General features: G+C 62.8%; 20 protein-coding genes and 1 pseudogene. 6 read left to right on the top strand and 15 right to left on the bottom strand.

What is annotated here, in order from left to right; translation table 11 throughout:
• Positions 1–28: 28 nt before the first annotated feature.
• Positions 29–1,321, top strand: a complete 1,293-nt coding sequence (locus tag LCQ44_RS03745) for an IS30 family transposase (RefSeq protein WP_225093224.1) — start codon at positions 29–31, stop codon at positions 1,319–1,321.
• A gap of 187 nt (positions 1,322–1,508) precedes the next feature.
• On the opposite strand, the gene LCQ44_RS03740 is transcribed toward LCQ44_RS03745, so the two are convergent.
• The 4 genes from LCQ44_RS03740 to LCQ44_RS03725 all read right to left on the bottom strand — a co-directional run bounded on the left by LCQ44_RS03740 (position 1,509) and on the right by LCQ44_RS03725 (position 5,191).
• On the bottom strand, positions 1,509–2,240 hold the full coding sequence (locus LCQ44_RS03740; protein WP_225094095.1) for a histidine kinase N-terminal 7TM domain-containing protein: 732 nt from the start codon (positions 2,238–2,240) through the stop codon (positions 1,509–1,511).
• A gap of 216 nt (positions 2,241–2,456) precedes the next feature.
• Positions 2,457–3,887, bottom strand: coding sequence for a 6-phospho-beta-glucosidase (locus LCQ44_RS03735; protein ID WP_225094094.1), 1,431 nt, complete (start codon positions 3,885–3,887; stop codon positions 2,457–2,459).
• A 265-nt stretch (positions 3,888–4,152) separates the two neighbouring features.
• Positions 4,153–4,797 carry a DUF4867 family protein gene (locus LCQ44_RS03730; RefSeq protein ID WP_225094093.1) on the bottom strand — a complete coding sequence of 215 codons (645 nt, stop codon included), beginning with the start codon at positions 4,795–4,797 and terminating at the stop codon, positions 4,153–4,155.
• A gap of 124 nt (positions 4,798–4,921) precedes the next feature.
• Positions 4,922–5,191 carry an S-ribosylhomocysteine lyase gene (locus LCQ44_RS03725; RefSeq protein WP_225094092.1) on the bottom strand — a complete coding sequence of 90 codons (270 nt, stop codon included), beginning with the start codon at positions 5,189–5,191 and terminating at the stop codon, positions 4,922–4,924.
• Between the two features lie 21 nt (positions 5,192–5,212).
• On the opposite strand from LCQ44_RS03725, the gene LCQ44_RS03720 reads away from it, so the two are divergent.
• Together LCQ44_RS03720 and LCQ44_RS03715 are read left to right on the top strand one after the other, a co-directional pair.
• Positions 5,213–5,704, top strand: coding sequence for a helix-turn-helix domain-containing protein (locus LCQ44_RS03720; RefSeq protein ID WP_117736974.1), 492 nt, complete (start codon positions 5,213–5,215; stop codon positions 5,702–5,704).
• Positions 5,671–6,576 (top strand): IS3 family transposase, encoded by a 906-nt coding sequence (locus LCQ44_RS03715; protein ID WP_225094231.1) that lies wholly within the window; start codon positions 5,671–5,673, stop codon positions 6,574–6,576. The genes LCQ44_RS03720 and LCQ44_RS03715 overlap by 34 nt, the downstream gene beginning before the upstream one ends.
• Before the next feature lie 37 nt (positions 6,577–6,613).
• Here LCQ44_RS03715 and LCQ44_RS03710 read toward each other — a convergent pair.
• From LCQ44_RS03710 to LCQ44_RS03700, 3 genes and pseudogenes are all read right to left on the bottom strand, one after another.
• A pseudogene (locus LCQ44_RS03710) lies at positions 6,614–6,862 on the bottom strand (S-ribosylhomocysteine lyase); the annotation flags it as partial.
• 101 nt (positions 6,863–6,963) lie between these two features.
• Positions 6,964–7,938, bottom strand: a complete 975-nt coding sequence (locus LCQ44_RS03705; protein ID WP_138374336.1) for a nucleoside hydrolase — start codon at positions 7,936–7,938, stop codon at positions 6,964–6,966.
• Positions 7,939–7,968: 30 nt separating this feature from the next.
• Positions 7,969–8,931, bottom strand: a complete 963-nt coding sequence (locus tag LCQ44_RS03700; RefSeq protein ID WP_225094091.1) for a ribokinase — start codon at positions 8,929–8,931, stop codon at positions 7,969–7,971.
• 187 nt (positions 8,932–9,118) lie between these two features.
• Between LCQ44_RS03700 and LCQ44_RS03695 the strand changes: the two genes are divergently transcribed.
• Both LCQ44_RS03695 and LCQ44_RS03690 read left to right on the top strand, forming a co-directional pair.
• Positions 9,119–11,335 carry an acyltransferase family protein gene (locus tag LCQ44_RS03695; RefSeq protein ID WP_225094090.1) on the top strand — a complete coding sequence of 739 codons (2,217 nt, stop codon included), beginning with the start codon at positions 9,119–9,121 and terminating at the stop codon, positions 11,333–11,335.
• Between the two features lie 578 nt (positions 11,336–11,913).
• Positions 11,914–13,248, top strand: coding sequence for an IS256 family transposase (locus tag LCQ44_RS03690; protein ID WP_225094089.1), 1,335 nt, complete (start codon positions 11,914–11,916; stop codon positions 13,246–13,248).
• Positions 13,249–13,393: 145 nt separating this feature from the next.
• Here LCQ44_RS03690 and LCQ44_RS03685 read toward each other — a convergent pair whose 3' ends face one another.
• From LCQ44_RS03685 to trhA, 8 genes are all read right to left on the bottom strand, one after another.
• Complete coding sequence (locus LCQ44_RS03685; protein ID WP_006235731.1) at positions 13,394–14,590, bottom strand: Nramp family divalent metal transporter; 1,197 nt, start codon at positions 14,588–14,590, stop codon at positions 13,394–13,396.
• Between the two features lie 74 nt (positions 14,591–14,664).
• Entirely contained in the window at positions 14,665–16,509 is a 1,845-nt protein-coding gene (locus tag LCQ44_RS03680) for a magnesium transporter (protein WP_117758587.1), read from the bottom strand.
• Between the two features lie 328 nt (positions 16,510–16,837).
• Positions 16,838–18,244: a polysaccharide deacetylase family protein gene (locus LCQ44_RS03675; RefSeq protein ID WP_225094088.1), complete on the bottom strand. Its 1,407-nt coding sequence runs from the start codon at positions 18,242–18,244 to the stop codon at positions 16,838–16,840.
• Positions 18,245–18,316: 72 nt separating this feature from the next.
• Positions 18,317–19,072 (bottom strand): PRC-barrel domain-containing protein, encoded by a 756-nt coding sequence (locus LCQ44_RS03670; protein WP_225094087.1) that lies wholly within the window; start codon positions 19,070–19,072, stop codon positions 18,317–18,319.
• Complete coding sequence (locus LCQ44_RS03665) at positions 19,072–19,461, bottom strand: YtxH domain-containing protein (protein WP_035136593.1); 390 nt, start codon at positions 19,459–19,461, stop codon at positions 19,072–19,074. Before LCQ44_RS03665 ends, LCQ44_RS03670 begins: the two co-directional genes overlap by 1 nt.
• A gap of 136 nt (positions 19,462–19,597) precedes the next feature.
• Positions 19,598–20,431: a cyanophycin synthetase family protein gene (locus tag LCQ44_RS03660; RefSeq protein ID WP_225094086.1), complete on the bottom strand. Its 834-nt coding sequence runs from the start codon at positions 20,429–20,431 to the stop codon at positions 19,598–19,600.
• A 24-nt stretch (positions 20,432–20,455) separates the two neighbouring features.
• Positions 20,456–21,829 carry a hemolysin family protein gene (locus LCQ44_RS03655; protein WP_006235739.1) on the bottom strand — a complete coding sequence of 458 codons (1,374 nt, stop codon included), beginning with the start codon at positions 21,827–21,829 and terminating at the stop codon, positions 20,456–20,458.
• A 110-nt stretch (positions 21,830–21,939) separates the two neighbouring features.
• Complete coding sequence (gene trhA / locus LCQ44_RS03650) at positions 21,940–22,623, bottom strand: PAQR family membrane homeostasis protein TrhA (protein WP_172676303.1); 684 nt, start codon at positions 22,621–22,623, stop codon at positions 21,940–21,942.
• Positions 22,624–22,809: 186 nt separating this feature from the next.
• Between trhA and LCQ44_RS03645 the strand changes: the two genes are divergently transcribed.
• Entirely contained in the window at positions 22,810–23,775 is a 966-nt protein-coding gene (locus tag LCQ44_RS03645) for an alpha/beta hydrolase (RefSeq protein WP_225094085.1), read from the top strand.
• Positions 23,776–23,816 lie beyond the last annotated feature (41 nt).

The following is a 23,816-nucleotide window of genomic DNA, read 5'->3' as shown; positions in this document are numbered from 1 at the left end:
GGCCGGCCCCGGGAGATCGGAGGACGGCATGTCCGGAAAGAAGAATAGGGGCTCCGCGAGGGCGGTCCCGAGGGCCTACGGAAGGCTCACGAGGCACGAGCGGGACACGGTCCAGAGGATGCTGGAGCGCGGGGCCTCGTGCAGGGAGATCGCGAGGGAGCTGGGCAGGTCGCCCTCGACGGTGAGCGCCGAGGTGGCGTCGCACAGGTTCGTGACGGCGCCGAAGTCCAGGCGCGGCGAGCGCGTGGACGCCTCCGCCGACCTGTCGGCGGCCTGCCCGCGCCTGGCCGCGTGGCCGCGATGCTGCAACGGCTGCGGCCGGTACCGCGCGATCGGCTGCAAGCGCCGCCCCCACGTCTTCTACGAGGCCCGGGCCGCGCAGCTGTGCGCCGACTCGGTCCTCGTCTCGTCCAGGCGCGGGATAGACGCCGACGAGCCCGCCGCGGCGGCCAGGCTGGAGGCGATAAGGGACTGCCTGCGCCGGGGGCTCTCGCCCGAGCAGATGGCGGCGCGCAACGGCGGCCCGGTGGACCTGTCGCCGTCGACCATCTACCGCTGGGTCTCGGCGGGCTACGACGGCATGACCAACATGGAGCTCAGGCGCAAGGTCGGCTACAGGCCGAGGAAGAGCGCCGCCGGCCGGGCGGCCACGCGCCACTCCGCCCGCAGGTCGCATGCCGCGTTCCTCGCCCTCGGGGAGGACGCGTGCGCCGCGGCCTGGGAGATGGACACGGTCGAGGGCGCGCGGGAGGACTCCGCCTGCCTGCTCACGCTGCTGCACCGCCCCAGCAGGCTCCAGCTCGCGCTGCCGCTGGAGGAGAAGACCGCCGGGTGCGTCGCGGACGCCCTGGGCGATATCAGGGAGGTCCTCGGCGCCGACGGCATGGGCAGGGTCTTCCGCGCCGTGCTCACCGACAACGGCGCCGAGTTCTCCGACGAGGCGGCGATCGCGGCGCTGCTCGGCGAGGGGCCGGGCGAGACGAGGCTGTTCTACTGCGACCCCGGGCGAAGCGACCAGAAGGGCGCCTGCGAGCGCAACCACGTCGAGATAAGGAAGCTGCTGCCCAAGGGCGCCGGAATCAGGTTCGACCGGCTCTCCCCGGCCGACCTGGCGCTGGCCATGTCGCACGTGAACTCCGAGCCCCGCGGCGCGCTCGGCTTCACGACGCCCGCCCGCGCCTTCAGGGCGATGCTCGGGGACGACGCGGCGGCGCTGCTGGACGCCTACGGCGTGGAGGACGTGCCGCTCGGCGAGCTCGACCTGACGCCGGGACTGATAGGGCGGGCGCGCGCAGAGAGGGGCGATGCCCCGCTGTCCTAGCCTGAAGGAAAAAACGGAATAGACGGACCGGCCGTCCGGCTGAGTCTGGGAAGAGGTGCCGGGCGGAGGGCGGAGCATGGCCACCGGACCCATCGAAACACATCTCCACCGTTCCTTCAACTGGGAAAACGGCGCCCCCGGACCCCAGGAGGGGCCGCGGGGGCGTTCAGCTAACTGCGGGAATGGCCTATTTGCTCAATGTGTTCGGCTGAGATCGGAAATCAACCATGCGAAAGGACGAGGACCGGCCCACCAGGATAAAAAAGGCCACAAAGTTAAAGGCCGTCCACACGAGGACGGCGAAATATCCCCAGCCGTACGTGTAGTCGTTGCTCCAGGTGTCGCTTGTGCGGTCAAAGCGGAAGACCTGCTGGTGAAAATCGTTGGTGAGCACAAATCCGATAAGCAGGATGGCCACAATCCACAGCGCAGCGCAGTAGCGGCGACCCAGGCGGTGTTGCTCCAGGCCCGCAAGGCGCAGACCACACAACTGGTAGAGCAGCGGAATGAGCGTCATGGGCACGTAGTACAGGTACCACAGCACGGTGGCATAGAACGGCGTGAACGACTTGTACTTGAGAATGACTTCGATCATCCACAGGGTGCAAATGGTGGCAATGGCAACAAGGCGGCGGCGCAACACATAGTCCAAACAGCGAAGATAGACCGATACGCCCCAAATCGAAAATACAATTGCGGCGACAAGCAACGGGAGAGAGCTCGAATGGACGAGCGCATCCACGACCTCTTCGGACACCTCGCTATAGGCGGGCGCGGCGTTAGAAAGTTTAGGGTCGAAGGCGAACAGCGCCGGCAAGACTGCCAAAAGCATGAGGAACATCGCGGTGATGACACCGGCGATAGCAAAGACGCGGTGGCGGTACACCTGATGTGTTATGCCAACAAGGAATCGCGGCATGGCGAAGAGCCTGCCGCCCCTGGGATCCGCCACGGGTGCGGATCGGGCGGCCGCGTTGCCGATATGTCGCTCGCGGGTACCCATAGTGCTTTTAGTGTACCGACAGATGGGTCGAAAAAGCGGGCCGCATGTCCCAAAATCCGCAGACGGCAAGGCGCCCGGCGAGCACATACTCGCCGGGCGCCTTGGTTAGGAGGCTACGGTTATCGGGAAAGCCTAGGCCAAATCTTCGCCGTTGGTGGCGATAACCTTCTTGTACCAGTCGAAGCTCTTCTTCTTGGAACGCTTGAGGGTGCCGTTGCCCGCATCATCGCGGTCGACATAGATAAAGCCGTAGCGCTTGGACATCTCGCCTGTGCCGGCAGACACCAAGTCGATCGGGCCCCAGGTGGTGTAGCCCAGCAGGTCAACGCCGTCCTCGGTCACCGCATCACGCATCGCGGCGATATGCTGGCGCAGGTAGTCGATGCGGTAGTCGTCGTTGATGGAGCCGTCCTCCTCGACAACATCCTTGGCGCCCAGGCCGTTCTCGACCACAAACAGCGGCTTCTGATAACGGTCGTACAGGTCGTTAAGGGTGATGCGGAAGCCCAGCGGATCGATGGCCCAGCCCCACTGGCTCTCCTGCAGGTAGGGGTTCTTGGCGCCGGCGAAGGCGTTGCCCTGGGTGCGCTCGACATCGGGGTTATCGGCACCGGCGGAGCAACGGGTGCTGTAATAGCTAAAGCTGATGAAGTCGACGGTGTGGGCGGCCAGGATTTCGCGGTCCTCGTCCGTCATGCCCACATCGATGCCCAGGCGCTCGAGCTTCTTGACGGCATAGGCCGGGTAGTAGCCGCGGCTCTGGACGTCGACGAAGAAGTAGTTGTCCTGGTTATCGAGCTGCGCCTGGCGCACATCGCCCGGACGGCAGCTGTAGGGGTAGTAGCTACCTGCGGCGAGCATGCAGCCGATCTTGACCTCAGGGTCGATCTCGTGAGCGATCTTGGTTGCCCAAGCGCTGGCGACGAGCTCGTTGTGGGCGGCCAGGTACTCGACAGCCTCCTTGTTCTCTCCCTCCTCAAAGACCAGACCGGCACCCATAAACGGCAGGTGCAGAATCATATTAATCTCGTTGAAGGTAAGCCAGTACTTCACCAGGCCCTTGTAGCGGGTGAAGATCGTGATCGCGAGGTTCTTGTAGAAGTCGATGAGCTTGCGGTTGCGCCAGCCGCCATACTCCTTGATGAGGTGAATCGGGCAGTCGAAGTGCGTGATGGTCACGAGCGGCTCGATGCCGTGCGCCTGACACTCGCGGAACACGTCCTCGTAGAAGGCCAGGCCAGCCTCATTGGGCTCGGTCTCGTCGCCGTTGGGGAAGATGCGGGTCCACGCCAGGCTCATGCGGAAGGTCTTAAAGCCCATCTCGGCAAAGAGGGCGATGTCCTCCTTGTAGTGGTGGTAGAAATCGATGCCGGTCTGCGCGGGGTAGTAATAGCCGTCCTCGAAGTCGAGCATTTTACGCTGGCCGGAGACCACCGCATAGCGCTCGGGGCCGTGCGGAGCCACGTCCACGTTGGCAAGGCCGCGGCCGTCCACGTTGTAGGCGCCCTCGCACTGGTTAGCAGCCGTCGCGCCGCCCCACAGGAAGTCTTTACGAAAAGCCATGCATCGATCCTTTCATACGCTGCTTGTCGTGGTTTCAGTATCCCCGCAAATAGGGCCTCGCCCAACGACAGCGACGCAGGCCGACACTTCTTTTCGCACACGGCGGCCCGGCAGCCGCCCCCGTCTGACACTTTCTGATACCGCCGCCCCAAACCGCCACAAAGGGGACAGGCACCTTTGTGGCGGCTTGGGCCCGGTTTGTCTCGATCTGTAACAGGTAGAGACGATTTAGCCCGCTAGATGTTACAGATCGAGATGGAAGATTCTAGTCGCAGGCGATGTCGAGGTTCTTGCCGATGAGGCCTACGTAGCCGCCCTCGGCAGCCTTGGGGCTGTCGGCATGGCAGAGAACCCACTTGTCGGCCTTCCAATAGCAGTAAGCGTCGCCGGCCGTGGGCATGTCGGCCGCGGCCTCGGGGCGCGGGCCGTTGGTGCCGGCGGGAAGCGCCACCATCACCTGGAAGCCACCGTCGTCGACCATGCACGGCGTGTAGTGGAGCGTGGTGTTGAAAACCTCGACAACCTTGCCCGCCGGCACGCGGAACGCCTTGACGCACGCGGTGTCGAGCTTGCCGTCCTCGATCTCCCAGCGATGTGCCACGAGCAGGATAAAATCGCGGGCGCCCAGGTTAAACTCGCTGGCGCGGTGATACTCCAGGCAGTTGAGCTGCGTGTTGTGTCCGTTGCACCAGCCCAGTTGGAAGGGGCGGCCGCCAAACATGAGAAAGCCCAGTTTATCGGCATCCTTGACGCCCTCGAGCTCCGGCGCGCTTGCTACGTACTTACTGCCCTCGGGGATGGGCGTGGCAGAAAGCGCCTCGAGCACGGGCGACGTGAGCTCGGACGGAACGCCATCCCAAACGTTGCCATAGGATTTGAACTCGGGATCGTTGACAGAGTAGATATGCATGTTCACTCCTGTTCGTAAATGTGACTATACGAACATTCTAGAACATACATGAGCGATTTTGAACGCTTGTCCCGACCAATCAACAAAAAGGCGCCCAATGCGCGCGTTTTGGACGACAAAGCCCTTACGCCTGCTGATAGTGCAGATGCTTCTCGTCGATATCGGCCAGGTCGCGGTCGAGGTAACGGCGCGCGAGCCAGTTTGCCATGGGGAGGTTCTGGTCCAGGTAGTTGCCGCACTCCTCGGGAGCGGCACCGGGGACATCGCCCTCAAAGTCGGCGACAAACTCGAACAGCTCACGCACGAGCGGCAGGATCTCCTCGCTCGTCACCTCGCCAAACACAACGAGGTAAAAGCCCGTGCGGCAGTGAACTGCCTCCCATTTCTTGGACATGAGAAATGGGAGGCTTTCTTTATGCGCGTTGATTTGAGAGTGAAGCATGATATCGAGGCCAGGAAGGCGGCCATAGGGCTCTTCGAGCTCGGGCACGGGTATAAATCTGCCGCGATTGCCCTTTCGCTTCCCGTGGAAGCCGTGAGAAGATGGCAGGAGATATACCGCGCATTCGGGAGCGAGGTGCTGCTGCGCATGGACGGAAAGCAGGGCAGGTACACATACGAGCAGAAGGTCGCCGCCGCCTCCGCCGTCGTCGACGGCGGCATGACGAAGACCGAGGCGATGGCGGCGTTCGGCATAATGTCGATGTCGCCGCTCAAGAAGTGGTGCGCGCTATACCGCCGGGGCGGCGCGGAGGCCCTGCGCCCGAGGCCCAAGGGCCGGCCGAAGGGTTCCAAGGCGAGGCCGCGGACCCGCGAGGAGGAGCTCGAGGAGCGGTGCCGTAGGCTCGAGGCCGAGGTGGCCTACCTAAAAAAATTACGCGCCCTGGTCGAGAGGGACGGGCTCTGACCAGGGCGAAGGCCGAAGCGGTCGCGGCCCTGCGCGCCGAGGGGCACGCGCTCGGGCACTTGCTCGCATGCGCCGAGCTCAAGCGGTCGACCTACTACTACGCCCTCGCGCACCCGCCGAGGCCCACGCGCCCCGAGCTCTGGGAGGCGGCCGCCGAGATCTTCTCGCGCACCGCCAACGGCTGCGGGCACCGGCAGATAGCGATGTGCCTCAGGGCGGAAGAGGGGACCGTGATAGCCGACAAGACCGTGCTCAAGATGATGCGCGAGATGGGGATTCGCTGCGGTATCAGACGCGAGACGGCCTACCACAGGTACAACTCGTACAGGGGCGTCGTCGGCAGGACGTTCGAGAACGTGATCGCGAGGGATTTCGACGCCGGGGCCCCGTGGCGGAAGCTGGGAACGGACGTCACCGAGTTCAAGGTGGCGGGCGGCAAGGCCTACTGGGCCCCGACGCTGGACTTCTGCACCAAGGAGATCGTGGCGAGCGACATATCGACCACGCCCGACATGGCCCAGCAGGTCAGGATGCTCGACGAGCTGCTGTCCAAGATCCCCGAGGGCGCCGCCCCGACCATGCACTCGGACCGGGGCTGGCAGTACCAGCACGCCTCGTACACATCCAGGCTCGAGGCCGCCGGCATCGTCCAGAGCATGTCCAGGAAGGCGAACTGCATCGACAACGCCGCCACCGAGCAGCTCTTCGGCCACGTCAAGGACGAGTTCTACCGGGGCCGCGAGTGGGAGACGTTCGAGGATTTCAAACGCGACCTGGAGGAATACATAGTCCACTGGAACACGAGCCGGAGGCAGGTAAGATTGAAGGGCCTGACCCCGGAGGAGTTCCGGAATCAGGCCCTCGCGGCCTAGTCGCTATTTAGGGCGTCCAAGATTTGGGACGCAGTTCACAGCCCATGGGGCCAAAGTAGACAATGCGGCTCGACCACTCGGCATGATTGCGAAGGAACGTCGCGCCCAGGTGCTCGATGGTGTGGCACTCGGCCGTGTTCATGACCGGCTCCTTGTTGGGCGTGGTCAGGCGCAGGTCAAACGTGGTGACGGCGGCACCGGTCGCCGGATCGCGGTCGATGCGGCTCACATACACGCCGGGCTCAAGCAGCAGATGATCAACGGAAAAGCTGGCGATGCGCTCCATGGCAGATCCTCTCGATAGTCAAATTGGGACGGGGCTCTTTTAGCTGGTTCGAATGGTCGCACCAATCATACCAGTCAAAAAAGCCCCGTCCAAAAGACAACTTAGCCAAGGACACGGGCCATACGCGTCTTGAACTCGGACAGGAAGCGCGGAGCATCCACGGTCAGTGCCACAAGCGCGCTCTTGTCCGGATCGGACAGGCGGCGCTCATCGCAGATGGTGCGACCGCGGTACTCGCCCAGCAGATCAACACGCAGGTTGCAGCCGAGCGCACCTACGAGCGTGGGGTCGATCGCCACGGCAACGGCCAGCGGATCGTGCAGCGCACAACCACCCAGGTAGGGTGCGTTCATCTCGTACGAGCCAATGTAGTGCTCGACCATGCTCGCAAATGCGCATCCCGCCATGGTGCCCGAGCCCGTCCAGCCGGCAATGTCGCGGCGTGTGAGTACCACGCGATGCGTCACGTCCAGACCCACCATGGTGAGCTTACGGCCCGAGCGCAGCACCGCGTCGGCTGCCTCGGGGTCGCTCGCCATGTTGGCCTCGGCGCCCGCGCTCACGTTACCGGGCACGGTAAGGGCGCCGCCCATCACGACCACGCGGCCGATGGACATCATCGCCGCCGCATCGCGCTCCAGGGCGAGCGCCAGGTTGGAGAGCGGGCCAGTCGCTACGTAGACCAGATCGGGACCATAGGTGCGCGCGGCATCGATCAGATAATCGACCGCAGCGTTGCCGTCGGCCGAGGTCGCCCCCACCGGCTCGTAGGGCGACGCGGGCACGCTCGCGCCGCCGATGCCGTTCTTGCCGTGAATGAGCGCGGTGGACGCCGGCGGCGTATAGGGCTCAGTCGCCTGCAGAGGACGGTCGGCACCCAGGTACACCGGAACCTCGGGGCGACCCAGCAGATCGAGCACCGCCAGGCAATTGTGCGCCGATTGCTCGACGCGCACGTTGCCAAAGCACGTGGTGATGCCCACGAGCTCTACCTCGGGGCTCGCGATGGCATAGGCCAGCGCCATCGCATCGTCCACTCCCATATCCAGATCAAGGATCAGCTTCTTGATTGCCATTGTTCTACTCCGCTTCTCCGTCTTTATCGTTTAACCAAACCAATGTTCAACTTCGGCGCGCGTGGGAATCGATTGCTGAGCGCCCAGGCGCGACACCGTCACTGCCGAGGCGCGAGCACCCGCGGCCATGCACTCAAAGAGCGGCAGGCCCTCTAGGCGAGCCGCCGCCAACGCGCCGATAAACGTATCGCCGGCGGCCGTGGTATCGACTAGCGTGCTCGAAAGCGCCGGCATGCGCAGCAGCTCGCCGTCATCACCGAGCGTAACCGAGCCGGCACCACCCAGCGTGATGACCGCAGCTCCGGCGCCCTTGTCGAGCAGCGCATTGAGCGCGGCGACGCAACTCGCATCATCCGTGGGCAGAATGCCCGTCAGCACCTGGCACTCGGTCTCGTTGGGGCAGACCAAGTCGACCGCAGGCCAGACCTCCGCAGGCAACTCACAAGCAGGCGCCGGATTAAAGACCGCATAGAACCCCAGCTCGTGAGCGCAAACAAGCGCATCGGCCGTCGCTGCAAGGTCACATTCACCCTGGGCGATAAAGACGCTTCCGGCAGCCTGGGCAATCTCGCTGGCGTCGCCGTCGAGCTCATGGGCCACCAGACGCCTCAGCGCGCAGGCCACATCCTCACCCGCAAGCGCATGGTTAGCGCCCGGTGACAGCACGATGCGGTTATCGCTCTCGCAGCGAATGATGGTCGCGGTACCGGTCTCCACGTCATCGCGACGCGCCACAAACTCAACGCCCACGCCGGCATCCTGAAGTCCCGCCACCAGCGCATCGCCAAACGTATCGCGCCCAACCGCGCCGATCATGCACGTGCGCGCACCCATGCGCGCGGCGGCGACGGCCTGGTTAGCGCCCTTGCCACCGGCGTTGGTGATAAAACCGCTGCCGCCGACGGTCTCGCCCGCGCGCGGCATGCGCTCGCACGCCACCGAAAGGTCCATGTTCATGCTGCCGAACACCGCAACGATGCTGTGATCCGCCATGGAAACCTCCTCGTCTTTAGGCTTTGTGCCCACCGCCGGCCGTCGATCGTGCGCTCTCGCACCCCCTATAACTTTAGTTCACTTTGATGTGGACGCGTGCTTGAGCTTGCGCCAGCAGCAAGCATTCACAGGAGCAGGCAGCTACAATGAAGGCGTGCTGATTATTCTCGTCATTGGATGATGTTTTATGGAACAACTCTCGCAATCGGGCTCGCGCGGTCGACGCCGCACGGGCAACGAGCCGGCGCCGCACGAACGCGTGAAGGGCGAACGCCGTGCCAACGAACCGCGACGCACCGCGAGCCCCCATCGCGCTTCTGCCAACAACGCGGGCCGCGCCAACACTCCCGCCGCGGAGCAGACGCCTGCTCGCCCCAAGTCCCGCTACATCCCTGCACTCGACGGTCTGCGTACGCTCGCCGTCGTCGCGGTGGTGCTCTATCACCTCAACCTCACGTGGGCTCAGGGCGGCCTGCTCGGCGTCACGATCTTCTTTGTGCTTTCGGGCTATCTGATCACGCGTTTGCTGCTCAACGAAGTCGCTAAGACCGGCCGCATCGACCTTAAGAGCTTCTGGATTCGCCGCATCCGTCGCCTGGTCCCTGCCGTGGTGACCGTCGTGGTGGTGACCTGCGCGCTGTGCACCATCTTTAACCACGTGATGCTCACCAAGATGCGCCCCGACATCCTGCCGTCGCTGCTGTTCTTCAACAACTGGTGGCAGATTGCCCAAAACGTCTCGTACTTCAATGCTCTGGGCGACCCCTCGCCACTCACGCACTTTTGGTCGCTTGCCATCGAGGAACAGTTCTACCTGATTTGGCCGCCACTGCTGTTTGCCATGGTATCCATGCATGTGAGCAAGCCCAACACGCGCCGCGTGGTTCTGGGCCTAGCTGCTGTCTCCGCCATCGCCATGATGGTGCTCTATAACCCTGCCGCCGACCCCAGCCGCGTGTACTACGGCACCGACACCCGTGTGTTCTCGCTGCTGCTGGGTGCCTGGATGGCCTTTATCCCCGATCGCGACCTGGCGCCGGTGCGTCTCGCTCGTCGTTTGGGGCTCAATCGCCTAGCTGGCGCCGCCAAGCACGGCAAGAACGCCGAGGGCAAGCCTGGCGAGAAGGCCGACGAAGCAGCCGAGACCGCCCCGGCACAGCCGAGCGCCCTCGTGCGCTTTTGGTCCTCGCCCGCATCCATCGATGTGTTGGGCCTCGTGGGTCTGGTTGGCCTTGCCGCCATGGTCGCGCTCACCAACGGCTACACCGCGTTCCAGTATCGCGGAGGCACGCTGCTGTGCTCCATCCTCACGCTCATGGTCATCGCGGCCTGCGTGCAGCCCCAGGGAATGGTTGCCCGTGCGCTGTCCGCCGAGCCGCTCGTGTGGATTGGCAAACGCTCGTACAGCATCTACCTGTGGCACTATCCGCTGCTGTTGCTCATGAACCCGGTCGCCAACATCAACGATACACCGTGGTGGCAGTACATTTTGCAGGTGTTGTTGGTGGTCGCCGTGGCCGAATGCTCATATCGCTTTATCGAGACGCCGTTTAGGAAGGGCGCCTTCGGCCGCACCGTATCCGAGTTCCGCGATGGCACCACCACGCCCGCCAACTGGGTGCGCACGCACGTCCCTGCCTGCGCAGCCTGCGCTGTCGTGTTGGTCGTTGCACTGGGCGGCCTGATCTTTGTGCCCGAGACGTCTGCGCTGAGCGGCGAGGGCGCCGAAGTTCTGAACAAGGAAGCCAAGAACACCGCGCCCACCGACCAGCAGGCGGCCGACGACACCGACAAGGACAACGACGGCTTCCCCGATGGCTCCTACGATCTGCTTATGATCGGCGACTCCGTGTCGCTGCGTGCCGTAGACACCTTTGACGGCGTGTTCCCGCACAGCCATATCGATGCCGAAAAGGGCCGCCAGTTTGATGCGGGGCGCGCGACATTTGAGGGCTATATCCAGCAGAACCTTGCCGGCAAGATCGTGGTCTTTGCCCTGGGCACCAACGGCTTGGTAACCGACGACCAGATCGACGCCATCATGGCCGATGCAGGAGATAAGCGTATTGTGGTGTTTGTGAACACGCGCAGCCCGCAGCCGTGGGTTGGCTCTACCAACCAGGCCATCGCCAACGCCGCTACGCGCTACAAGAACGTGCGCGTTATCGATTGGTACGGATACAGTGCCAACCGCAACGACCTGTTCGATGGCGATGGCACGCACCTATCGACCACTGGCGTGACTGAGTACCTCAACTTGATCCACGATGCGGTCAAGAAAGACCTGCCCGTGCACCCCGAGGACCATGTCAACGATCCGCAGCCGGCAGCCGTCAAGTCCGCCGCCGACGCACTCGTCAATGCCCTCGCCTACAAGCCGCACAAGCTGGGCACCGACAAGTAACGCGCAGCAAAATCTGTTTACACCCGCAGGGGGCGTCGGCCGTGGCCGACGCCCCCTGCGGCAGTTAGGGGCGCTCCTTAACTACCGGCACCTGGAGGCACTCCTGGCGCGGCCAATGAAGACCTCTGCGGATGAATTCCAAGCCGCTCCGTCGCTCCAGACATCGTTTCCGCGCCTCGTGCCTGCCCCAAACAATCAAAACAAGCCCTTTTCGCCGCACCCTCAAAGGTCTGTGGGCAAAAAAGGGCAAATATGAGTACTGTTACCATTTTAGTAGCAGGCAAAACCACCCAAAATGACGTCCGAGCGACCCCTACAACCCCCTAAAGCAGCCAACCTGACTGGTTTAAGGCGTATTGGAGCCAATTTTAATGAACATACTAAAGGCTATGTTCATTATCTTTTAGGATGTAAATGCTATTCACTTAGCAACAGTACTCATATTTGGCATTTTTTGTCCATTGCTAGGTAGCGCGCAGAGATGTGGTGTAAGAGGCGGGGCATGCCCCGCCTCCGCCCTTTCTTGAAAGGGAGGGGACACCGCCTAGAATTCGTCGTTGGAGTAATGAAGGTGACGAATGGAAGGAAAGGCGATGCCCCAAGAAGAGAGTGTACTGCGCCTCGGCCGCGACGAGGCCCTCGAGGCGGCGAGGCTTTGGCAGGAGTGCGGCGACGCGCGCGAGTTCGCGTGCAGGGTGCTGGGCAGCGTGATGAACGCGCTGATGGACTCCGAGGCCCAGCAGATGTGCGGCGCGAGCCGCAACGAGCGCAGCGACGGCAGGGAGAACAGCCGCAACGGCTACCGCCCCAGGTCGCTCAAGACCGCCGTGGGCGACGTGGAGCTCGAGATACCCAAGCTCAGGCACGGCACCTACTACCCCGAGGGCATGCTCGCGCGATGGTCGCGCGTCGACACCTCGGTGGCCGCCATCGTGCAGGAGATGTACGTATGCGGCGTGTCCACCCGCAAGGTCGAGCGCGTGGCGTCCAAGCTGGGCATATCCTCGCTGTCGAGCTCGGAGGTCTCGAGCCTCTGCTCCGACCTCGACGCCGAGGTGGCGGAGTTCCGCCGCCGCGACCTGTCGGGCACGCCGTGCTGCTACCTGTGGCTCGACGCCACCTACATGAGCTGCAGGGTCGGCTCGTCGGTCGTCTCGCAGGGCGTCGTGACCGCGATCGGGCTGGGCGCCGACGGGCGCAAGCACTTCCTGGGCTGCGACGTGGTCGACACCGAGAGCGAGGACTCCTGGGCGGCATTCCTCGGCGGGCTGCGCGAGCGCGGGCTGGCCGGCGTTCGCCTCGTGGTCTCCGACAGCCACGCCGGGCTCGTGGCCGCCGTCTCGCGCCTGTTCCAGGGCTGCGCCTGGCAGCGCTGCGTGACGCACCTGCAGCGCAACCTCCAGAGCGCCTGCTCGGGCAGGCCCGAGGACTCCAAGGCGGCCGTCAGGGACCTCGTGCACGCCGCGGTCTACCAGGACGACCCCGACCTCGCGCGCTGCGTGTGGGCCGAGGCGGCGCCCTGGGTGGCGTCGGTGTCCGCCAGGGCCGGCGAGGTCTTCGAGCAGGCCGAGGACTCCGCGCTGGCGTTCACGGCCTTCCCCAGGGCGCACTGGGCCAAGCTCCGCACCAACAACGTCCAGGAGCGCGCCAACCGCGAGATCAAGCGCCGCTACAGGGTCGTGCAGTCCTTCCCCTCGAGGGAGTCGATGCTGCGCCTGACGTGCGCGAGCCTCATGGAGACCAAGGGACAGTGGTCCCAGCAGCGCGTGTTCTCCGAGGCCTCGGCCGCCGAGGGCTTCGCCGAGCCCGCGGACAGGCCGGCCCCGACAGAGGGGAGGCGCCGCGCGCTCGGGCGGCGCGCCAGGGAGATAGTGGACGAGATAGTCGAGAGGCGCGGTCTCAAGAAGGAGTAATATCGGGACTTGCAGCGACGGACCTCAGGACGCTCTTACACCACGTCTGCGCGCGCCACCCATTGCTATATAACTAACACCCTATAGCAGACAAAAAACAGGCCGCAGCCCATCGCTGCGGCCTGTTCGGAAGCAAAAGTGGGCGTTAAGCGCTGTAGCCCATCGCCTGCAGAACAAACATGACGACCGTGAGCACCGTAATCACACCGATAGTCGCCCAAGTGAGCACATTCCACACGCGGCCGTTGCGGTTGGCACCCATAATGTGACGGTCAGCGGCAATAACCACCTGGAACACCAGAACCACGGGCAGTAGCACGCCATTGATGACCTGCGAGGTCATCATAATCTGGAACAGATCGACGCCGGGCATAAGCACCAGCACGGCAGAGATACCAATGATGGCCGTAATGATGCCGCGATAGACCGGAGCCTCGTCCCAGCTGCGGTCGGCACCGCGCTCCCAGCCAAATGCCTCGCAGATAGCGCTCGACGTAACGCCCGGCAGCACACAGGCAGCCAAGAAGCTCGCCGCGACCAGGCCCGAGGCAAACAGTACCGTGGACCACTGACCCGCAATAGGCTCCAACGCGCGGGCGGCATCGGCAGCATCGCTAATCTGAATACCCGCCGGGAACAACACCGTACCGGTCGTGATGATAATAAAGCCGGCAATGACATCGGCGGCAAGCGAGCCGCTCACGGTATCGATGCGCTGCAGCACGATATCGTCCTCGCCCGCGTTCTTATCGACCACGTTGTTCTGCGCCAAGAAAATCATCCACGGCGCGATGGTGGTACCGATCGTTGCGACCACGAGCGACACGTAGCTGGGGTCATTTTGAATGTTAGGCACGACCAGGTCGACCGCGACCTCACCCCAGTTGGGGCCAGCCATAAACGCGGCGACAATATAGGTCACGAACACGCAGCTCACCAGCAGCAGAATCTTCTCGATGCGCTGGAAGCTGCCCGACATGGTAAGCATCCACACCAGCAGCGCCACCAGCGGCACCGAAATGCTCGCCGGCACGCCAAAGAGAGCAAGGCCGCTGGCGATGCCCGCGAACTCCGAAATGGTCACAGCCGTGTTGGCGATCAACAGCGCCGCCATAGCAAGTACACTCTTGCGCACGCCAAAGCGCTCGCGAATGAGCGATGCCAGGCCCTTGCCCGTGACGCAGCCGCAGCGCGCCGCGGTCTCCTGCGTCACGATGAGCAGCACAGTCATGACGGGAAGCATCCAGAGCATCTTGTAGCCATAGCTGGCGCCCGCGCTGGAATACGTTGCAATGCCGCCGGCGTCATTGCCCGAAAGCGCCGCCAGCAGACCGGGACCCATAGCGCCAAAGATGGCCGCGATGGTCAACTTTTGCTTGGTGCCCGACTTTTGCTTGGTATTTTGCACGCGACCACCTAACCCATGACCGACATGGTGAGCAGCACCGCAGCGGCGCAGTACGCTACGCACGAGATCATGACGGCAATAACGTTCATGGCGGTGCCCGACGTGTTGAGGTCATGCTCGTCACGCCAGAACAGCACCATCAGGTAAATCACGGCGCTCATGTTGCCAACCAGGCAAATGATGGCAGCGATATTAAAGCACCCGGTAAAGAGTTGCTCCTCAAACATGGGCGCATCGGGGAACGCAGCGGTGCGCACCAGCTGGGCGCACAGATAGGTCACGAGTGACAGAATCAGGCCCATGCCCGTGCTCTGGAAGAAGAACCCCAGATACGGCTTGGGCTCGTCGTCGTGACCGTCATACTCCAGGAAGTAGTTCTTGACGAACGACACCATACGCGAGGCAGCCAGCAACACGAGCGGCATGGCGCACATGGGGAACACCACCAAATGCGCGGAGCCCAGCGCCGTCCCCAGCACCGTTGCCATGATGCACGAGGCGATGCCCCACACGACGACCCAGTACTGACGATGCACGAACCAGCTGAGCACGTTCGTCGAGTCGTCCGACGCGCTATCGCCCGAGCCGACACCGGCGATCTGCAGGTCCTCCTGATGCTCCTCGGCAATAACGTCCATGGCGTCGTCGAAGGTCACGATGCCCAGGATATGACGGTTCTCGTCGCAGACAGGGATGGCAACCAGGTCGTACTTGGTCATCTCGTCCGTCACGTCTTCCTGGTCCTCGTCGGGTGACACGTAGACCAGATCGCGATAGGCGAGCTGGCCCAGCGTGGCGTCGCGGTCGGCCACGATCAGCGTGCGCAGCGAAAGCACGCCCGTCAGCATGCCGCTCGGGTCCTCGGTATAGACGTAATAGACGCTCTCAAAGTCCTCGTCGAGCTTGCGAATCGCCTCGATGGCGTCACCGACCGTTGCCGTGGCGGGCAGCGAGACAAACTCCGAGGTCATGATGCGGCCGGCGGTGTTGTCCTCGTAGCCCAGCAGATTACGAATCGCCTTCTCCTCCTTGACGCCCATCAGGCGCAGGAGCTTCTCGGCCTTCTCATAATCGAGTTCGTCGATCAGGTCGGCAGCGTCGTCCGGGTCCATCATGGCCAGCATCGACGATGCGTCGGTATCGGACAGGCCCTCGAGCATCTCGGTCATAAGCTCGTCGTCATCGAACTCCGAGATGGCCTCGGCGGCCTGGGCAGTATCGAGCTGCGCAAACACCTGCGCACGCAGGCGCGGGTCGAGCTGCTCGATAATGTCGGCGATGTCGGCAGGGTGCAGCTCGCCGAGCGTCTTGTGCGACACCGAGAGTTGAATGTTCTTGGTCGAGCGGTCGAGCAGGTCCATGTAGGACCAAGCGATGATGTCCTCACTGAGCGGCTTGCCCAGGTGCTTCATAAAGCCTTCGACGATATGCTCGAGCGCGGGGCTGATGGCGCGTAGCAGACCGCGGGCACCGACCTCGGCGCCCAGCAGGCGCAGCTGGTTTTCGCCCGACATGGAAAACTTGATGTCGTTTACGCGCACGACCTTCATGCCCTGCGTGTCGACAATCTGCTTGTTGAGCACGTCGCGGGCAAGCAAGAGTTCGGTCGGCTGCAGGTACGAAAAACGGATTTCGGTGGCCGACGTCTTAAGGTGTACACCCGTCTCGTCGATACGGTCGACCCATTTGCGCCAGCTGATCATAAACGGCGTCTTGCCGGGACCGCGGAACGCGAGCGACGTCACGTGTGGAAAAACTTCGCCGGTAGCAATACCAAAATCGTTGACCACGCCGAGCTTTTCGCCATCGACGTCCAAGACCGGCAATTTGAGCATCTCACTCAGATAATTCAATGGTGCTCCCCATCATTATTCCTCCGAACGCGGCCGCGCGTGCGGCGTCCGGGGGCTTCTGGATATGTATACGCATGCGCGGGCGGCACGCCGCTCGACGCTTACACCCCGTGCATGCGCAAAAAGCACCTGCATGGGGTCATCGACTGTATGGTCGAGGTTTGGATTTCACCTGTAACCTTTCTCTTGACCCTCATTAACCGCAGTAACTATAGCATCAGCATCGCCCTGCGGCATCGAATTTATGCGCTGCACATTGCAGGCATACCAAACGCTGACGCATCCGTGACATAGCCATTGGGGACGCTCTTAAACGACTACCCAATGACTACTCTGTGGTGTCGTCGTCCTCGGCAAGCTGGGGGAACACGGCGTCCTTGGGCATGGTGGCCTTCGTCAGCGAGGTGAGCTTTTTGCTCAACGACGTGTCCGTCTTGACCAGGTCGCTGAGCGTCACGATCTTGTAGCCGTCGGCAATGAGGCCGTCGATAATCTGCGGCAGCGCCTCGAGTGTCTGCTCGGCGCATTCGTCTCTATCGGTGAGCAGCACGATATTGCCCGGCGTCACCGAATCGAGCACCGTCGAGACCTGCTCGTCGGCACCGTTGAGCAGCCAGTCGCCCGAGTCAATATTCCACGAGACCACGGCGGAGACCAGGTCCATCGCATCAATCCAGTTTTGTTCGTCAAAGGCAGCGTAGGGAGCACGCAGCAGCATCGTCTTCACGCCGGTCGCCGACTTAATCGCATCGGTGCCTTTCGTGATCTGTTCGCGTACCGCCTCACGGTCCTGACCCTTGAGCGAATCGTCGCTGTAGCTGTTGGATCCGATCTCGCACCCGGCGTCGACAATCGCCTTGGCCGTGGCAGGCGAGGCCTCGGCCGCATCGCCCGAAAGGAAGAACGTCGCGGTGACGCCCTTTTCCTTGAGCACCTGCAAGATCTGTTTGGTGGCGCCGCTCGGACCCTCGTCAAACGTCAGTGCCACGTACTTTTTGTTGCCCTTGGGCGCCACGCAGGCGCACGTAACAACGCAATCGGCGGCGGGCACAACCTCGCCGCGGTCTTGCGTCTTGCCTGACTGCTCACCAACCCACACCTCGGATCGGCCCTGGACACCCCATGTCTGCACATACTCGATAGCGCCCGTGCCCTCGACCTTGAGCTTGGGCTCGATAACCGTAGCCTGAACCTCGTGCTTCTCGTAAGTGTTACGGCCATCCTTGACCGTCACCTTCTCGCCGCCCTCGAGTTCGCGGCTATCCCATTTGCCCTGCTTCACGCGCTTGCCGTCGACCTTCACCGACAGCTTTTCGCCCCCATGGCGCTTGAGCACGCTGTCATCGACGGCCAGCAGGTCGCCTGCGTCGTAGGTGTCAGTCAACTCCTGGTCGTCGATGAGATTCTGCAGCGTAGAGCCCACACGCACCGCGGTCTTCTGGCCGTTGAGCTCCACGTCCACACTGCGGTTGACGTAGCCCACGACGGCAGCGATAAACAGCACGAGCGCGCAACCCACGGCGATGAGCGCGTAGGGCAGGCGAGACGAACGACGGGGCGTACGGCTGTTGCCGATGCGCGCACTGCGGTCGCTAAACCCGCGGCTATGGTTGAGGTACATCGCGCCGGGCTTACGGTGACGCTTGCGCTGACCGCTGGGCAGCTGCCCCAAATCGCGGCGCGCCGTCGGACGCGCACCCGAACGCTCGTTTAAGTTGGATCCGTTTTGGCGCATGTGCCCTCCCCCATAAACACAGCAAGCCGGAGCAACAGGTCTCCGGCTTGCCTCCCATCATTTGGTACGTCGCTATTTTGTAGCTTTTGACGAGCCTCCGCTCGCCTTTTGGTATTCGTCCTTAAAGGCCTTGAACATGCCGCGCGTCTTGCCGAGCTGCTTGCCCAGTGCGCGACTGCCCTTGTCCACGGCAACCGATCCCTTGTCGTCGAGCACCTTGGCGCCCTTTTTGACCTTGTCGCCCACCACGACGCTGGCCTCGGCGGCCTTGGCAGCCGCACCGCCCGAATACCCGAGCGACTTGACCTCGTCCGAGACGACCATCGCGCCGTTCTCGTAGCCGCGCAGCATCGTCGGCGGCACCTGCGTGTCACCAACCAAAACACTCGAAGCAGCACCGGCGGTCACATAGAATGCCTGCACGATGCCCGAGCGCGGCTTGAACTCAACGTCCGAGCAATAGCCCACGACGTCGCCCGATTCCGTGCGCACGTCCATACCGACCCAGATGATGCAATCGTCCAGGTTGATGTCGAGGCGCTTGGCCGCAGCGGTATCGTACGTGTCCTTGACGTCGTCAACCGCGATGGCGCCCTCGTAGACACCAATGGCGTCGAGCGCTACGAATCGGTCGGGACGCTCGATCATACCCGCGATATCGGACTGGCGGACCATAAAGCCGACCACGCGCGTACCGCCCGGGGTAAAGACCGGAAAGTGAATCTTTCCGAGCTTTTTAGGGCTGCGCGGTGTGCCGTCCTTTTTGGTACGCTTGTCCTCAGTAGGCTTGCGATAGATCTTGGCGCCGACAAAATCCCCGGCGCGCATTATGCCTCGGTCGAGGGCTCCGCAGCCTCGGTATCAGCCTCGACGGCGTTCTCGACCACGACGTCGGCGGCAGGCGTCACGTTGCCGCCCGAAATGGCGTCGTTGAGCTGCTCGCGCAGCTGGTCCATGCGCTCGCGGGCCAGGTCGACCTTGGCGCGCAGGTCGTCGGTCTTGGCGTCGACCATCGGGCCAAAGTCATTCACCGCAGCACGGGCCTCCTCGGCGCTGTGCTCGTAGGTGTCGCGCATATTGTCCCAGGCGTCGTTGGCGATATCGGCAGCCATGGCGCGGGTCTCGGCGCCCGAGCGCGGGGCCAGAGCAACGCCGACAATAGCGCCGGCAGCGGCACCAAAAAGTGCGCCGGAGACAAAGCTGAAAGTCTTACCCATGATCATTCCTCTCCTGCGGGCACGTCGGTGCCCACCGTTTGAATGCTGTCCATTATACCCGCAGCGCATCACTTGCCGCTCCGCTCATCTGCGTACGGCAAAGGCGCAGGTACGTGATGGTGATAAACGCGTAGGCCTACTCCTGGGGCATAGCCGGCATGGCCACCGTGGCACCCGGGTCCTCGCCGGCGCCGTCCACGAGCGGCAGGCCGCCCTCATGCGCAGGTCCTGCCGGAACCGTCGCAGCACCGCCAAAGACGGCAGCGGAGGCCTCGTGGTTCTCGGCAACCGCGCCCTCGGTATCAATCGCCACCTGGGGCTCGTCGTCAAAGTTGGGGACGCCCTGGGGCTCGGCGGGAACGGGCTCGGCGGTCGCATCGGCAACGAGCTCGGCGTCGACCGGCACATCGCCCTCGTCAGCGCCCTCGTCCTCGGCAGCATCTTCGCCGTTCGCAGCGGCGACGGCCTCGTGAGGATCCTTGCCCTCGGCCTCGGCGCGCATGCCCAACACCAGGTTGCGCAGACCCGCGACCGTGCCTTCCACGTCGGGGGCAGGCTGGTCGGCGTGCAGGTACGCCCAGTCCATCATAAAGGTGGCCGACGACAGCGCACCAATGGCCAGCGCGTCATCGGGGCACGAAAGCTCAACCTCAAAGACGCGCTCGTCGTGCTCGCTTACGCGCGTGCGGCCGCACGAGATGCTACCGGCAAGACCGGTCTCGTTCATGAGCTCAACCGTCACGTGCTCCAGCAGGTGGCAGAGCTCGGTCTGGCCCATGCAGTCCTGGAACTCGCGACCGGAATCACCCAGGCACAGGTGCTTGGCAATCGCCGGCACCAGGTAATACACGCGCGCCGTGGCCTCGATATCCTCCGAGGTCATGAGCGGCATGCCGGGGTTCACCAGCACATGCGCGCAGATCTTGTCCTCGCTGACGGTGACCTTAAGGATGTTGAACAGGCCTGCCATAACTCTCCCCTACTCTTCCTTGCCCTACTCGTCGCCATCGTGCGGATCCACAGAGCCCGCACCCGACGCCGCCGGCTTCTCTGCCGAAGACTCGGAATCCTTCTTATCGGTTTCGGCCGGAGCGATCACGCGAATGAGCGAGATGCGCTGGCCACGCATCGACTGAACTTTAAACTTGTACCCCGCGACCTCAAACACCTCTCCGATGTCGGGCACCGAGTCGCAAAGCTCCAAAATCCAGCCGGCGATGGTCTCATAATCATCGCTTTCCTCGAGCGGCCAACCAAGCTCAATCGCGTCATCGCACGAAAAACGCCCATCAACGAGCCACTCGCGGCGCGAAAGGCGCGTGAGGTACTTGTTGTCGGGGTCGAACTCGTCCTCGATCTCGCCGACGATCTCCTCGACGATATCCTCGATGGTGATAATGCCGGCCGTGCCGCCGTACTCGTCCACGACCACCACGATCTGGTCGTGCGAGGTCTGCATCTCGGACAGTAGCGGCAGGATGTCCTTGGTGTCGGGCACAAAGGTGGCGTCGCGCAAAAAGCCGGCGATGGGCTGGTCACCCTTGCCGTCGAGCGCGGGTTGGATCAGGTCCTTGATGTGCGCAATGCCGGCGACGTTGTCGGGATCCTCGTGATAGACGGGGATGCGGCTGAAGCCGGTCTGGCGCATGGTGGACAGCACGTCGGCGACCGTCTCGTCGTCCTCGCACATGGTGGTGTCCACGCGCGGCACCATGACCTCGCGGGCAACGGTATCGCCCAAGTCAAAGATCTCGTGGATCATACGCTTTTCCTCGTCGAGCAGGTCGTCCTGCTCCGAGACCATGTACTTGATCTCTTCTTCCGAGACGTTTTGGCGGTCGTCGGCGCTCTTGATGCGCAGGATGCGGGCCAGGCCATCGGAGCAGGCGCCGGTCAGCCACACGAGCGGACGGGCGATCTTTTGGAAAAACGACAACGGTCCCACGACCTGCTTGGACACGCCCTCGGCATTGGCCAGGCCGATGCGCTTGGGGACGAGCTCGCCGATCACGATGGACACGAAGGCGACCGCGACGGTGATGATGACCGGCGCCAGGCCGCGCGCGATGGCGGAGAGCGGCGCGATGCCAAAGCTCATGAGCCACGTGGCGAGCGGGTCGGACAGACTCGTCGAGGCGACGGCGGACGAGGCGAAGCCCACGAGCGTGATGGCGACCTGGATGGTGGCGAGCAGCTGGTCGGAGTCGGCAGCCAGCTTAATGGCACGCTCGGCGCGCTTGTCGCCTTCCTCGGCCTCGTGCTCCAACACGGCGCGCTTGGCCGTGGTGAGCGCCATCTCGGACATAGAGAAGTAGCCGTTGATGAGGGTCAAAACGAGGGTGGTGATAAGGGAGATGGTTATGTCCATCGGGAGTTTCTCGAACCTCCAAGATTCGGGACGTCAGGTTAAAACGTTGATGGCGGATACGGCAATTGCACCGGCGCCCAAACGAGAACGCGGGCGCGCAGGCATGGTCGCTAGATTACGAAGAGGATCACCGCCATGAACTGGAAGATGCTGCCGGCGAGCACCCACAGGTGAAACACGCTGTGCAGATAGCGCACGTTTTTGGCGATATAGAACGGCACGCCCGCGGTGTAGCACACGCCGCCGACGGCGAGCAGGGCAAGTGCCACGGGATTGAGCAGCGCAACAAGTTCGGGCAGCTTAAAGACAACGAGCCAGCCCATCAGCAGGTAGACCAGGCCGCTTACCCAATGCGGCTGGCGCTCGCGTAGGAAGCACTCGAGGGCGATGCCGATGATGGCGATGGCCCATACGGCAAAGAACAGCACAGCGCCGCCGTCGTTTGCGAGCGTGATGAGGCAAAACGGCGTATAGCTGCCGGCTATGAGCAGGTAGATGCAGCTGTGGTCGATGATGCGAAACACGCGCTTGGCGCGCGCGGGCTGAATCGCGTGGTAGAGCGTGGAGGCTAGGTATTCGAGGATAATGCTGACGCCATAGACAATCGCCGCGGCCATATGGGCCGGGCCTCCGCCGCGCAGGGCGGCGAATACGATCAGGAGCACCAGGCCCGCGATACCCAGCAGGCAGCCGACACCATGGGTGACGGAGTTCATGATCTCCTCGCCCACCGTGTAGTGTGGAACGGCCGCGGTCTTGGGTCGCGGCTTAGAACTGTCGCTCGAATCGGACATGCCGGTTACATCCTCCAACGTAAAGAGTTCTCAACACTATATCAAAGCGTCTAGGTACGTGCGAAATTTGCACCATACGTGACCCTTTGTTTACCCATTCTTTGCCTGTTGACGCATCAACGGCGAACGTCCATAATGCGCTTGCATTAAATGTTGATGTATTAACATCTTATAGGAGAATACCGCATGGCTCAAAACGCACGTTCCCATCGAAAGCTCAAGATAGCCGGCATCGTTGCGCTGGTGGTTGTCGTTGCGCTGCTCGGATTTGCCGGCAACTTTCTGTTTGACTTCGCGCTGAATCCCCGCGCGCCATACACCATGAAGATGATGCAGGATGGCAAGGACGCCGAAAAGGGCGAACAGATGGATGCCGAGGACACCGAGGCGCGGGCGTGGTTTAAGGACAACCGCAAGAGCAGCAGCCTTACCGCAGATGACGGAACCGAGCTCGCCGCTTGGTATTTTGCCGCCCCAGAGAGCACGCACGATTACGCTATCTGCCTACATGGATATACCAACGAGCCCATCGGCATGGCCCGATACGCCAAACGATTCCATGACCGCGGCATGAACGTACTCGCACCCGCCGCCCGCGCCCACGAGCGCTCCGGCGGCGACTATATCGGCATGGGCTGGCCCGAGCGCCTCGACATCGTCGCATGGATTGGGCGGATCGTCGCAGCTGACCCCGAGGCGCGCATCCTGGTCTTTGGCGAGTCGATGGGTGCGGCAACCGCCATGAACGTCGCGGGGGAATCTCTGCCCGCAAACGTGAAATGCATTATCGAGGACTGCGGTTATACGAGTGTTTGGGACGAGTTTTCTCTGCAGCTCAAGGACGTGTTCGGCCTGCCCAGCTTTCCCTTGCTCGATGTAGCAGACTTGGTGTGCAACGTGCGCGCGGGCTACGACTTTCATAAGGCGAGCAGCGTGGAGCAACTCAAACACGCGACGGTTCCCATGCTGTTTATCCACGGCGACCAGGACACCTTTGTGCCGTACAGCATGCTCGACCAAAACTACGACGCGTGCGCCAGCAAGGTCAAGCAAAAGCTCACCATCCATGGCGCCACCCACGCCAAGAGTGCGCAAGTTGACCCCGAGCTCTACTGGAACACAGTCAACAACTTCCTCGACGAGTATTTTTAGGCAAATAGTACGGTTTACTGGTCTATCTGACCCCCTATTTT

This window comes from Collinsella aerofaciens (genome assembly GCF_020181355.1).
Taxonomy (GTDB): domain Bacteria; phylum Actinomycetota; class Coriobacteriia; order Coriobacteriales; family Coriobacteriaceae; genus Collinsella.
The sequence above is the reverse complement of the archived record's forward strand: the minus strand, read 5'-3'. Positions and strand labels throughout refer to the sequence as shown.